10 protein-coding genes and 1 pseudogene are annotated in these 13,393 nt (G+C 38.8%); 8 read left to right on the top strand and 3 right to left on the bottom strand.

All coding sequences use genetic code 11. The features are described from left to right. The coding region (locus Q0X59_RS04405) for an aminotransferase class I/II-fold pyridoxal phosphate-dependent enzyme (RefSeq protein WP_297643415.1) at positions 1 to 1,073 on the bottom strand (1,073 nt) is incomplete at its 3' end. Between the two features lie 687 nt (positions 1,074 to 1,760). Here Q0X59_RS04405 and Q0X59_RS04400 point away from each other — a divergent pair. Continuing rightward, positions 1,761 to 2,027, top strand: coding sequence for a hypothetical protein (locus Q0X59_RS04400; RefSeq protein ID WP_082266194.1), 267 nt, complete (start codon positions 1,761 to 1,763; stop codon positions 2,025 to 2,027). 36 nt (positions 2,028 to 2,063) lie between these two features. Here Q0X59_RS04400 and Q0X59_RS04395 read toward each other — a convergent pair whose 3' ends face one another. Beyond that, positions 2,064 to 2,885, bottom strand: coding sequence for a nitroreductase family protein (locus Q0X59_RS04395; protein WP_297643412.1), 822 nt, complete (start codon positions 2,883 to 2,885; stop codon positions 2,064 to 2,066). A 514-nt stretch (positions 2,886 to 3,399) separates the two neighbouring features. On the opposite strand from Q0X59_RS04395, the gene Q0X59_RS04390 reads away from it, so the two are divergent. From Q0X59_RS04390 to Q0X59_RS04360, 7 genes and pseudogenes are all read left to right on the top strand, one after another. Further along, the gene (locus Q0X59_RS04390; RefSeq protein WP_075522999.1) at positions 3,400 to 4,089 is read left to right on the top strand and encodes a histidine phosphatase family protein; all 690 of its coding nucleotides are present in this window, start codon (positions 3,400 to 3,402) and stop codon (positions 4,087 to 4,089) included. A 250-nt stretch (positions 4,090 to 4,339) separates the two neighbouring features. Beyond that, on the top strand, positions 4,340 to 5,677 hold the full coding sequence (locus tag Q0X59_RS04385) for an ABC transporter substrate-binding protein (RefSeq protein ID WP_297643410.1): 1,338 nt from the start codon (positions 4,340 to 4,342) through the stop codon (positions 5,675 to 5,677). A gap of 319 nt (positions 5,678 to 5,996) precedes the next feature. Continuing rightward, on the top strand, positions 5,997 to 7,883 hold the full coding sequence (gene dnaK / locus Q0X59_RS04380) for a molecular chaperone DnaK (RefSeq protein ID WP_075522979.1): 1,887 nt from the start codon (positions 5,997 to 5,999) through the stop codon (positions 7,881 to 7,883). Next, the gene (gene grpE / locus Q0X59_RS04375; RefSeq protein WP_297643408.1) at positions 7,883 to 8,653 is read left to right on the top strand and encodes a nucleotide exchange factor GrpE; all 771 of its coding nucleotides are present in this window, start codon (positions 7,883 to 7,885) and stop codon (positions 8,651 to 8,653) included. The genes dnaK and grpE overlap by 1 nt, the downstream gene beginning before the upstream one ends. A gap of 116 nt (positions 8,654 to 8,769) precedes the next feature. Then, positions 8,770 to 9,810: a DnaJ C-terminal domain-containing protein gene (locus Q0X59_RS04370; protein ID WP_075522977.1), complete on the top strand. Its 1,041-nt coding sequence runs from the start codon at positions 8,770 to 8,772 to the stop codon at positions 9,808 to 9,810. Positions 9,811 to 9,935: 125 nt separating this feature from the next. Then, positions 9,936 to 10,517, top strand: a pseudogene (locus Q0X59_RS04365) (MerR family transcriptional regulator); the annotation flags it as partial. Continuing rightward, entirely contained in the window at positions 10,494 to 11,237 is a 744-nt protein-coding gene (locus Q0X59_RS04360; RefSeq protein WP_255408285.1) for an HAD family phosphatase, read from the top strand. The pseudogene Q0X59_RS04365 and the gene Q0X59_RS04360, both read left to right, overlap by 24 nt. A gap of 44 nt (positions 11,238 to 11,281) precedes the next feature. Here Q0X59_RS04360 and Q0X59_RS04355 read toward each other — a convergent pair whose 3' ends face one another. Beyond that, positions 11,282 to 13,306: a transglycosylase domain-containing protein gene (locus Q0X59_RS04355; protein WP_297643417.1), complete on the bottom strand. Its 2,025-nt coding sequence runs from the start codon at positions 13,304 to 13,306 to the stop codon at positions 11,282 to 11,284. Positions 13,307 to 13,393 lie beyond the last annotated feature (87 nt).

Genomic DNA, 13,393 nt, shown 5'->3' with positions numbered 1-13,393 from the left:
GCAATCATATGCGACTTAGAAAGTCCGCTAAAAGTTACGCAGAACACGTCTGGAGCGAGAGAAGCAATCGAAATATGCTTCTTGCCGTCCATAACAAGACGGTCGTAAATCTCGTCCGCAAAAATAATCAAATTAAACTCGCGCGCAATCTTAACAATCTCTTCCAAAACTTCGCGACTATACAGTACGCCCGTAGGATTATTTGGGTTAATAATCACGATTGCTTTAGTACGAGGCGTGATTTTAGAGCGAATGTCGGCAATATCTGGGTACCAATGCGACTTTTCGTCACACATGTAGTGCACAGGAGTGCCACCAGCCAAGCTTGCGCACGCAGTCCACAACGGGTAATCCGGGCTTGGTATAAGAATCTCATCGCCGCAATCAAGCAGCGCTTGCATAGAAAGGTTAATCAGCTCGGAAACGCCGTTGCCAGTGTAAATATCTTCCATTTGTACGCCGGCAATGCCCTTAAGCTGATCGTATTGCATAATCGCCTTGCGCGCGGAGAAAAGTCCACGACTATCCGAGTAGCCTTCGCAGTCAATAAGCTGATGTTGCATGTCGTAAATCACTTCGTCTGGAGCGCGGAAGCCAAAAGGCGCAGGATTTCCAATGTTGAGCTTTAAAATATGCGTTCCGTTTGCTTCCATGCGGTTTGCTTCTTCAACAACAGGGCCGCGAACATCGTAAAGAACGTGCTCAAGTTTGGTGGATTTGTTGAATTTTCTATGTTTGAGCGTTTGGGAAAGTTCAGCTTCCGTAAGCTGCTGTTGCTGCGGTTGCGATTGCTGCTGCGATTGATTTAATTGTGATTCTTTTGTAGACTGGCAGTTTTGCTCGATTTTTGCACAAGAATGCACGCCTTTGATTCCGTCATAGCTAATCCCAAGAATTTCAGATAGCATGTTACGTACGTCTCTGCGCGGCTCAGTTTTGCCACTTAAATACTGGCTTAACTGGCTTTTGCCAAGTTTATGGCCGTTTTTTGACGCAAGCTCGATTACGTCAATCTGCTTATAGCCTTGTGTTTTCATAGCTTTTTTAAGCTCATCAGCAAAATTCTGTGCCATAATACGTCTTTCTTTACTTTCTATATGATTTTTTTAGAACCACATAATTCGCAAATCTGATAATTGAACAAGTTGAACAATTGAATCAAAATTGAACAAATTGAACAGTTTTGCACGCTATAAGTTGAACTTTTGCTTAATGTTACTCGTAATAGTCTGTTTTGTATAGCATTTTTAGAAGAAAATTATCGAAATTGAATTATTATTGAAGTTTATTTGAACAAATGAATTTAAATAGTGAGAGCTTGAACTTTTACATATTTTGGTTTTCGGTGTCTGGTGAGTGATTGAGTGAGTGATGAGTGGGTGGGCTACCGGCGTGTGGGTGAGTGTGTGAGTGGGTGAGTGGTGGTTGGTGAGTGGTTGGTGAGTGAGTGGTGAGTAGCGCGTAGCTTTCTTATGATTGGTGCGTCTGAGCATGGTTGGCGTGGTGATGTGAGTGGCTTTCGGTGGATTGCCTGTGATTTGCGCATGTCTGAGCATGGTTGGTGCGTCTGAGCGTGGTGTGTGCTTCTGAATTTATGTCTTCAGAGATCTTGTTCAACGCTTGCCGTGGTTGGTGCATGCATTGCCTATAGTTGGCACGATGTGCATCATACTTTAGCGTGCGATTGCCTGGCGTTCTGAGGGCTTCTACGTGGTTGCCTTGTATGTGGTTTTAGTTTGAGTGTTAAGAAGTTTGCTACCATGAAAGCTATGTATTTCTTTACTCCGCGCAGATGTGAATCTACTCAAAAAATAATGTATACAAATAAAGGGCAGGCTCTTATTGCAGCGGATAAAAGTCTCAGAGAGCGTGGTGCGCAACTGTGGGTTTATAAATGTGAATATTGCAGTTGCTGGCATTTAACTCATTCAAATCCTGCAATACGTAAATATTATGATATGCGCTCGCGTATTGAAACAACTAAGCAAAAGTCTAGAAAACGAGGTTATAAGCCGCGTAGAAAGTAACTTTGCTTAGAAAAATCACAAGATTAACGCGAAAAATCAGATTTTGAACGTAAAACCTTGTTTATTTAATTGTGTTTCGCAACTGTGGTTTTTAGCTCCTGAATCTGTTGCGAGTTTCACAATTTGCGCGCTAAAAGCGTCAACCGGTCGGCTGGCATTTCTCAAATCGTAATATTTGTGAACTCTAGCATCAAAATCAACTAGTTTTTCAATCAAATTGTTATTGTCGCTTGGGTACTCATTCTCAAAGAATTGCATGCTAGGATCCATTCGAGGTTTCAAATCTGGAGCCTGATCTGGCTTACCGATTGCAAGTCCTAGAACGGGATATGTGTATTTTGGTAATTTCAAAAGTTCAATTAACTCAGAAATATTATTTAAAATTGAACCTAGAATTACGCATCCAAGTCCTAATGATTCTGCTGCTGTTTCCATTGCGTGAAGTGCCAATATTGCGTCATTTTGAGATTGGCAGAAGCGATACCCAGTTTTAAGAGTGAATTCGCTGCTTTCTGTGTCTATGCCGTTTTTGCGTGCTATAACAGCATTTCTGTGTTGGTCGATCACAAACACGTATAAAAGTGGAGTGGTTGCAATATATGCTTGGTTTCCAATTTCTGAAAGCTTTTGCTTTATTTCAGGATTAGTGATTTTAATAGCAGACCAATCGTTTAAAAATTGGCTACAAGCTGCTCTTTGCGCTACTAGTTCAAGAGTGTTGACAATTTCTTCACTGATTGGCTCATTTTTGAAAGCGCGTATGGATCTGCGGTTAAGAAGAGTGTTGATTGTGCTGTTATATGCTAATTTGTGTTCTTCGTTGTTAGTGTTTGAGTGTGTAGATTCTTGATTTTGCATTTTACTTCTTATCGTTTATTAGTGGTGTTGTATAAAACGTGTTCTATAAAACGTGTTCTATAAGTTTTCAGTTGACAGTTTTATTTTCTTTTTATTTATTCTCTTTTTTATTCTCTTTTACTATTTTATTTATTCTATTTATTTTATTTTTCTTCTCTTTTATTTTTTATTTTTAGTTTGTAGAAGTTTGCGTTTGTTTTTATTTGATTATGCATATTTATTTTTACTCTTTCATTCTTACAATATATTCTTCAAGAATGCAATTGGATGATGTGAAATCACTGAAAAATAAAAGTTTTACAAATTTTATTCATAAAAATTAAAAAAAATCGATGTAAAAATTACAATCAGCTGTACCATAGAAGGGTATAAGATGCGTTTTCTGCGATGAAGCGGTTTCGCTCTTGGAAGTGTTGCTAATCGTAAAGTAGCCAAAATCTACAATTGCGATTTATATTTAACGCGTAAAGGAGTTGCAATGGCTGAAGCTTACCAATCCTATATAGTTTCAAACATGCCGTCGCAAAGTTCGTGCGAGCATACAGGAAGACTCGTGTTGTTACGTCATGGGCAGACTGTGTGGAGTGAGTCTGGTCAGCATACTGGTCGAACGAATATACCTCTTACAGATAAAGGCTGTGAGCAGGCAAAAGATGCAGGAATGCGTATTTTGCATGCTTTCCCTGATGGGTTTGATGAAGATTGTGTTTATGCTAGTCCTCTTCGTAGAGCTATTCAAACAGCTCAATTAGCAGGTTTTAAAAATTGTCAGCCTTTACCTGCTGCTATGGAATGGGATTATGGCGGAGCTGAAGGTCGTACTCGTAAAGATGTAGCTAATCTTAGTGGAAGTGAAGCTTGGGACGTTTGGTCCGATGGTCCAACAGTTTTGCCTTCAAGTATGTTATTTGACGGTGAAGAAACTTTGCCAAGCGGAGAAAGTGTTCATATTGTAAGAACTTCAGGAGAGAGTCTGGAATGTGTTTATGAAAGAACTGGTGAAATAATAGACACAGTATTGCCTAAATTGAATGCTGGCAATGATGTTCTGCTTGTTGCTCATGCGCATATTTTGCGTATATTGACGATGAAATGGCTTGGTATTGCTCCGACTATGGCAAGAATGTTGCGTCTTGATACAGCGCATTATTGTGTTTTAGGTGTTTATAAGGGAGATAGGGTTATAGTCCGATGGAATTGTTAGCGTGCTAATAGCATGTTAATATTAGGTTTTCACTCTGCTTTTTATTTTATGCTTGAGTCTTGATTCTGATTTTGCATTCATGCTTTTGTTCTAGTAGTGTTTGCAAAGTCGAGTTATTAAGTGAATAATGAATTGTAAGAAAGTGCTTTAAAAACTAGATAAGTTTCTAGATAAGTTTCTAGATAAGTTTCTAGATAAGTTTCTAGATAAAATTGACGATACGTAAGCTGACTTTATAGGAGAGGGTTCGATGATGAATCGTAAGATTAAATCAATGATTGCGCTAATAGCATGTGTTGTAATTACGTGCTGTGCAATGTCTGCATGCGGTTCGTCTAACTCTAATAACAGTAAGGGTAGAGTATATTTTTTAAACTTTAAACCTGAAGTTGCAGATCAATGGAAAGAAGTTGCTGAGGAATACACTAAAGAAACTGGTGTTGAAGTTAAAGTTGAAACTCCTGCTTCTGGCACGTATGAGCAGTTTTTGAAAGGTGAAATTAGCAAAGGTAATGACGCGCCTACGTTATTCCAAGTTAATGGTCCTGTTGGTTATGCTAATTGGCAAGAATATGCGTCTGATTTGAAAGATACTGAAATTTATAATCAACTTATTAGTAAAAGTGTTGCTTTAAGTGATGGAAATAAAATCGTAGCAATACCTTATGTTATGGAAACATATGGGTTGATTTATAATAAAGATTTACTTTCTAAATATATTTCTTTGCCGGACGCGAAGATAAAATCCGTTAAAGATATAAATTGCTTTGATAAACTTAAGGAAGTTGCAGACGATATTCAAGCGCGTAAAGGCGATCTAGGTATAGATGGTGCTTTTACGTCTTCTGGTTTCGATTCAAGTTCTGATTGGCGTTTTAAGACGCATCTAGCTAATTTGCCGCTTTATTATGAGTTTAAGGAAGATAGAATAATTAGGCAGCCCAAAAAGATAAAAGGCAGTTATTTAGATGGTTTTAAGAAGATTTTTGATTTATATCTTAAGGATTCAACTGTTTCTCCTTCTGAACTTGAGCATAAAACTGGTGAAGATGCAATTGGAGAATTTGCTAAGCGTAAAGCTGTTTTTTATCAGAATGGAACTTGGGCTTGGAGTGAACTTTCAAAAGTTGGTATGAAGGATACTGAACTTGGAATGTTGCCGATTTATATTGGAGCTCCGAATGAGAAAAATCAGGGTTTGGCTACCGGTTCTGAAAATTATTGGTGTATAAATAATAAAACTAGCGATAATAATAAGAAAGCTACAAAAGATTTTCTGAAGTGGCTTGTTCTTTCAGATTATGGCAAAGATGCGTTATCTAAGAAGATGGGATTTAATACTCCTTTTAGAAGTCTTCTTAACGTTAAGTCAGATAATCCTTTGTCTGAAGCTGCTATGGAAGATGCTCGATTAGGTAAAGTTTCTGTCAGTTGGAATTTCACTATGATGCCTTCTGATAATTGGAAAAATAATTTAGGTTCTGCTTTGCTTGAGTACGCTAAAGGCAGTGCTAAGTGGGATAAAGTCAAAGATGCGTTCGTTCAAGGTTGGGCTAAAGAATATTCACAGTCGCATGCTGCTGATTAGTGATTGAGCGTTTTTATATAATCAGTTTTGGCTTTGTGTCTGCTCAGTTTTAATTCTGTTGTTACTCAGCTTCAGCTTTTTATTTAGCTTTTTGGTTGCTAAGTTTCAGCTTTTATTTAGCTCTTTATTTAGCTCTTATTTAGCTGTTATTTAGCTAGTTTTATAAAACCTGAGTCTTGGCATATAAAGTTTTTATGATTTTTTGTAATAAAATTTGACTTTTATAACTTGAGTGTAGTAGACTCAAGTTTTGGAAAATGAATCAGGTAGTTGTTAATACGCTACCAAGTTAGGATTTGAAGATAATAAAGGAGAAAAAATGGGACGCGCAGTAGGTATTGATTTAGGTACAACTAATTCTTGCATTGCAACACTTGAAGGTGGAAGCCCAACCGTTATTGTGAACGCTGAAGGCGCACGCACTACGCCATCTGTTGTTGCATTTAGCAAGTCAGGTGAAATCTTGGTTGGTGAAGTTGCTAAGCGTCAGGCTGTAACAAACGTTGACCGTACGATTAGCTCTGTAAAACGTCATATGGGCACTGATTGGTCTGTGGAGATTGATGGAAAGAAGTGGACTCCACAGGAGATTTCTGCTCAGGTTTTGATGAAGCTAAAGCGCGATGCTGAAGCTTATTTAGGTGAGCCAGTCACTGATGCTGTTATTACTTGCCCGGCATACTTCAATGATGCTCAGCGTCAGGCAACTAAAGATGCTGGTAAGATTGCAGGCTTGAACGTACTTCGTATTATTAACGAACCAACTGCTGCTGCTTTGGCTTATGGTCTTGAAAAAGGCAAGGAAGACGAGCGTATTTTGGTCTTCGATTTAGGCGGCGGTACTTTCGATGTTTCTTTGCTTGAAATAGGCAAGGATGAAGATGGATTCTCAACTATTCAGGTGCAGGCAACTAACGGTGACAACCACTTGGGTGGCGATGATTGGGATCAGAAGATTATTGATTGGCTTGTTGGCGAAGTTAAAAACAAGTACGGTGTTGATTTAAGCAAGGATAAGATTGCTTTGCAGCGCTTGAAGGAAGCTGCTGAGCAAGCAAAGAAGGAGCTTAGCTCTTCTACTTCTACTTCAATCTCAATGCAATACTTGGCAATGACTCCTGACGGAACTCCAGTGCATTTGGATGAAACTTTGACTCGTGCTCATTTTGAGGAAATGACATCTGATTTGCTTGGACGTTGCCGTACACCATTTAACAATGTTCTTTCTGATGCAGGTATTTCTGTGAGCCAGATTGATCACGTTGTTCTTGTTGGTGGTTCTACTCGTATGCCAGCTGTTAAGGATCTCGTTAAGGAGCTTACTGGTGGTAAGGAAGCAAATCAGTCTGTGAACCCAGATGAAGTTGTTGCAGTTGGTGCAGCTGTACAGTCTGGCGTTATTAAGGGTGATCGTAAAGACGTTCTGCTTATTGATGTGACTCCGCTTTCCTTGGGTATTGAAACCAAGGGTGGAATTATGACTAAGCTGATTGAGCGCAATACTGCTATTCCAACTAAGCGCTCTGAAGTCTTCTCTACAGCTGAAGATAATCAGCCATCTGTATTAATTCAGGTTTATCAGGGTGAACGTGAGTTTGCTCGCGACAATAAGCCACTTGGTACTTTTGAGTTGACTGGTATTGCTCCAGCTCCTCGTGGCGTTCCACAGATTGAAGTCACTTTTGACATTGATGCTAACGGCATCGTGCACGTTTCCGCTAAGGATAAGGGCACTGGTAAGGAACAGTCTATGACTATTACTGGTGGTTCTGGTCTTCCAAAGGACGAAATCGATCGCATGGTGAAGGAAGCTGAAGCTCACGAAGCTGAAGATAAGAAGCGCAAGGAAGAAGCTGAAGTTCGCAATCAAGCAGAAGCTTTTGCTTACCAGACTGAAAAGCTTGTGAATGATAATAAAGACAAGCTTTCTGACGAAATCTCCAAGGAAGTTACCGAAAAAGTTAATGCTTTGAAGGAAGCTTTGAAGGGCGATGACGTTGAGAAGATTAAGTCTGCTCAGAGCGAGTTGATGACTTCTGCTCAAAAGATTGGTCAGCAACTTTACGCTCAGCAAGGTGCTCAAGGCGCTCAAAGTGCAGAGTCTGGTGCTCAAGGCGCTCAAAGTGCAGAATCTAATTCTAAAGATGATGACGTAGTTGACGCCGAAGTGGTGGATGACGACAAGGACGATAAGGACAACAAGTAATGTCCGAGTTCAACAGCAACGATTATCTAAACGGCATCGATGATGTTGAATCATTGAAAAACAGTGATTCAGACTCTGATGCTTTTGCGAAAGATGATTCACATAAATCTAATAAATCAGAAGAATCTTCATCTTTTGATTCTTTAGAGAAGGATTCTTTAGAGAAGGATTCTGAGTCTAGAGAAGATAAAAAAGAAGATAAAGCAGAAGGTAATAAAGAAGATAATAGCAATTCGGATTCGCATAATTCGAATTCTTCTGAAGGTCCAGATGAAAAGTCTTCTGAAAGTCAGTGTGAGAAGTCTTCTGAAGGTTCTGAAGAGAGCACTTTAACACCTCTAGGTAAAGCCAAGAAAGAGGCTGCGGAGTATTTAGAAGCTTTGCAACGAGAGCGTGCTGAGTTCATCAATTTCCGCAATCGTGCTTCTAAAGAGCAGGATCGATTCCGTCAACATGGGATTATAGATGTTCTTAGTGCTCTTCTTCCAGCTTTAGACGATATTGATAGGATTCGCGAGCATAGTGATATGGACGATTCCTTCAAAGCTGTTGCTGCGAAGTTAGATAAAGCATTCGAGAAGTTCGGTGTGGAGAAATTTGGTGAAAAGGGTGAAGATTTCGATCCTACTAAGCATGATGCTATTTTGCATCGTCCAGATCCAAATGCCACAAAAGAAACAGTTGATGCTGTAGTTGAAGCAGGTTACAGAATTGGAGATCGTGTTATTCGTGCTGCTCGAGTTGTAGTTGCATCGCCAAATAATGCGTGATCGCGTAGTTTAATTGCATACTTACTCGTGTTGGTTTGAGTTTATATCAAGTCAACACGAGTAGGTCATATTATGGGAAAATATGCCACATGTGCTGAAAATGAAAGGAGGCACAGATGGCTGAAAATGAATGGTTGACAAAAGATTTTTATAAAGTGCTTGGTGTCTCCAAAGATGCCGATGATTCAACGATTACTAAAGCTTATCGTAAATTAGCTCGCAAGTATCATCCTGATTTGAATAAAACAAAAGAAGCTGAAGAAAAATTTAAGGATGTTTCAGAAGCTTATGATGTTTTGAAAGATAAACAGACTCGTCAGCGCTATGATGCTATTCGTCAATTTGGAGCTGGTGGAGCTAGATTTGCAGGAGGATCTGGCGGAGCAGGTTTTGATTCTGCAGGGTTTTCAGACATATTCTCTTCAATGTTTGGAGCAACAGACATGCCTGGTGGCGGAGCGAATACTCGAGTTCGTTTCTCTACAAATGGCGGTCCTGATTTAGGTAATTTATTCTCTATGTTTGGTTCAGCTGGTTCTCAATCTTCTGGATTCCAAGGAGATAGTGGATTCGCAAATCAATATAGTCAATATTCTCAGCCTGAATCTGCTCCTACTCCTAAAAATGGAGATGATATTACAACCTCAATTACGCTTACATTTAAGCAAGCATTCAAAGGCGCAACAGTATCTTTGCGTTCTGCTGGTAAGACTTTTAAGACGCGTATTCCGGCAGGTGTTCGAGATGGTCAAAAGATTAGATTAGCTGGTAAAGGTAAGTCTGGTCAGTTTGGCGGATCTTCTGGAGATATGTATCTTAATGTTCATGTAATACCTTCTGAACGTTTTAGTTTGCGTGAAAATGATTTGCTCACTAAATTGCCTTTAACAGTGAGTGAAGCTGTGCATGGCGCAAAAGTTACTTTACAAAATATAGATGGAGAGTTAGTAAAATTTACTGTTCCAGCTGGATCTTCAAGTGGAGATGAAGTATGTGTGCAAAATGCTGGAGTTCCTGGTAAGAATGGTAAATTTGTAGGAATAGTGGAAATTCATGTTCCTAAACGCTCTACAATGTCTATAAAACATGCTGCTAAAGAGTTTGATAAAGCTTGTGGTGATTCATATTCACAAGCTGTAGATAATTTAAGGCAGTAAGTAGCGGTGCTGTGAATTTAGCTGGTCAATTTTATTGATTTCAGTTGATTGTTATTGTTTATTGCATGCTGTTATTGGAATACCGTTTAGTTTAAAATCCGCAACACACTCAAGAAAGGCGAATTATAATGCGAGTTAGTCGAGACACTAAAGTCTTATATGAGATGTGCGCTGTTGCATTAGTTCGTGGCAGAGCAACACTTGATGGTGCGGATGAAGTTGGATTCAACATAGATATGCCTATTTTTATGGTGAGCTATGTTGCTAGTATTACGAAAACTCATCCTCAAACGTTGAGACAATATGATCGATTGAATTTAATCGTTCCTCAGCGTACAGAGGGTGGAGCTAGACGGTATTCTTTGCGAGATATCAATCGCCTTATTCAAACACAACGTTTAAGCCAAAATGATGGTATTAATTTAGCTGGTGTTATACAGATTCTTTCTTTGCAAGAAGAAAATCGCCAACTTAAAAGGCAATTAAGGCATATTGAGCAAAGAGCTGAATCGTCTGAACGTAATATTTTTGCTGCGAATGCTCAGGGTGATATCGTTGAAGTGTTGCGTTCTAGAAACGCTCGTAATTGGAGATACGACATTCATTGTGAGCGCCGTGCTTTGCCTTCATCTAAGTCTTTCTCAAATAGTGATTCTGATTCTTCAAATAGTGAAGATAAATCAATTGTGTTGTGGAGATCCTGGAGAGCGTCATCTGAGCGGCGATTACTTAAAGCCGTTTTTTGGGATATGGATGGCACGCTTATTGACTCTGAGCCATATTGGCATGAAGCAGAAATTTGTCTTGCTAAAAATCACGGAGGTCAATGGAGCGAAGAGCTTGCGTGGCAATATTCAGGAGGCTCTCTAGAAGCTGTTGCGAAAGCGATGATCGAGCTTGGAACGCAATTGTCGGTAGAAGAAATTGGCAATGGAATGGTCGATTATGTTGCTAAATGTGAAGAAAAGAATGTTCCGTGGGTTCCAGGTGTTATGGATGTACTAGGTGATTTAGCTAAAGCTGGTATTCCTTCGATACTTGTAAGTAATTCTCCTCGTAGATTAGTGGAAAATATAGTTAAACATGCGCCGAGCGGTGCTTTTGTGGGATATATTTGCGGAGATGATGGTTACGCGACTAAGCCTAGCCCAGAACCGTATATTGCAGCTGGAAAATTAGTTGGAATTAACGCTGATGGCATGCTTTCTGAAGAAGAAGTAAGTCGTGAAATGGCTTGTTGTATTGCTATTGAAGATTCTTTTGCAGGCCTTGCTTCTGCATCGTCTTCTGGTGCAACTACTTTAGCTCAAACTGCTTTTTCTAATCTTGATGTTAGTAATGGTCCTCAATTTGCTGAGTTACACGGATATGAAAATATAAATTGGCATACTTTTGAGGATATTGTTGCTAAAGCTTTGGGCGAATAGCGCTGTTTCGCTAGAGTTTAGTAGTGTTTTACTGAGTATTGAGATTAGTTGTTGTCTTTAGTATCTTTAGAATCCTTAGAATCTTTGGTATCTTTAGAATCCTTAGTGCCGCTATCGCCTTTATTGTCTTTAGAATCGCTATTATCTTTACTGTTTTTAGAATCGCTGCTGTTTGTATTGTCATCTGCAGATTCTGTAATTTGGCTACCTAATCCCCAAGTGCCATCTGGCCCACCAATCTTCCCATTATCTTTTGCGTCTGGAAAATCTTCTACTGGAACATCTTTCAGAGCGTTTCTCATATAAAGAGTAAATAAGTGGACTGGGAATGAACTTCCGCTTAATCCAAATCCTCCACGGAAAGTCGGAATAACTTGAGGGTTACCATTGCAATCCGGATACCATAAAGCAAATACAGTTACTACATTTGGTGCAAAACCTATAAAACTTACAGCAGTTTGATCATTTGCTGTTCCAGATTTTCCAGCCATTGCTCTTCCAAGTTTTTTAACTTCAGTAGCTGTGCCATGATCTACTGTACCTAACATTGCTTTTGATGCTAGTGCAGCGTTATTAGGTGAAAAAACTTGTTTTAATGTTATTGGAGTTGAATAAACATCTCGATTTTCTGAATTTTTAACTCTTGAAACAATATGTAAATCAGGTCTATTACCTTTATTTGCAAAAGTAGAATATGCTTGCGCAATTTCACTTACGTGAACATTATCATTGCCGAGAACAGTAAAAGGATTTTCTCCTGTAACTCTTTTAGGGCTTAATCCTGCTGCAACTGCAGTTTGAGCAATTACGCGTCTTCCAAGTTTTTGCTGTAAAGCCATGTAAGGAGTGTTCACAGATTTAGCTGTAGCTTGATACATATCTATGTTTCCATAGCTAATATTTGAAAAGTTTTTAACAGGATCTTTGATTCCATCGAATTTTATAGGCGAATCACCATTAAATAAAGTATTTAGATTCATTCCAGCTTGTATTGCGCCCATAAGAGCGAAAGGTTTCATAGTGGATCCGGGTTCATATAGTGCTTGCGTGACGTTATTCAAAGGTTTTTTAACATAATCGTCGCCTGCGTATATTGAAATTATCGAACCATTTTTCGGGTTAATTGATATAGAGCCAACTTGAATACCTTGTGGCAAGATTTTTCTCATGGTTTGAGAAGGGCTTGCAACTTTAAACATAAGATTTTGTTTGTTCTTATCTATAGTAGTTATAATTCGATATCCGCCTGTATCTAAATCTTCTTTGCTGAAAGCTTTACTTTTAGTAAGTTCTTCTCGAACCATATGCAAAATGTATCCGTTAGGTCCAGCGTAAATATTTTGAGATTTTTGATTTAACGTTTTAGGGAATTTTGTTTTTTCTCGTTCTTTAGAAGTTATGTAACCGTCTTTCTCCATAATTTTTAGAACTCGATTAAATCGCGATCGTGCTTCTTCGTTTCCGACTGCAGGATCCCAACTACTTGGAGCTGGTATTATGCCTGCTAAAAGCGCGGATTGTGCTAGTGTTAAATCTTTCGCGTCTACTCCGAAATATGCTTTTGATGCAGCTTGAATACCGTATGCTCCTCTTCCAAGGTAAATAGTGTTCATATAGTTGCATAAAACTGTGCTTTTATCTTGAGTTTGTGAAATTTTCAAAGCTAAAATTGCTTCGTGTAATTTGCCTATGTAAGTTTTTGTTTCGCCTAAATAGTAGCGTTCGGCGTATTGTTGTGTAATTGTTGAGCCTCCCCAGCGTTTGCGTTTAGTAACGTTATGTATTAAAGCTCGTCCAATCCCTTTAAAATCAATGCCGTTATCTCTATAAAACGATCGATTTTCTGATGCTACTATGGCGTTACCAACGTATTTTGGTAGTATTGAGCAATTGATTATCTCTCGATTTTGCTCAGCAAAAGACCCTATTTCAGTTTTTCCATCTGAATAAAAAACTTTCGTTTTATCTGCCATTGCGATTTTATATGGTTGTGGAATTTCTGTTGTGTAATACAAGTATGCAAAAAGTAATAATCCTATTGCTATAAACAGAGTAAATAAGATAATCATCCATAATATTATTGGATGTTTTTTGTGCTGTTTACGGTTTTGATTTCGATTTTTAGCTCCAGCATTTGTATTGGATCTAGATTTTGT

This window comes from uncultured Gardnerella sp., assembly GCF_947280595.1.
Taxonomy (GTDB): domain Bacteria; phylum Actinomycetota; class Actinomycetes; order Actinomycetales; family Bifidobacteriaceae; genus Bifidobacterium; species Bifidobacterium vaginale_A.
The sequence above is the reverse complement of the archived record's forward strand: the minus strand, read 5'-3'. Positions and strand labels throughout refer to the sequence as shown.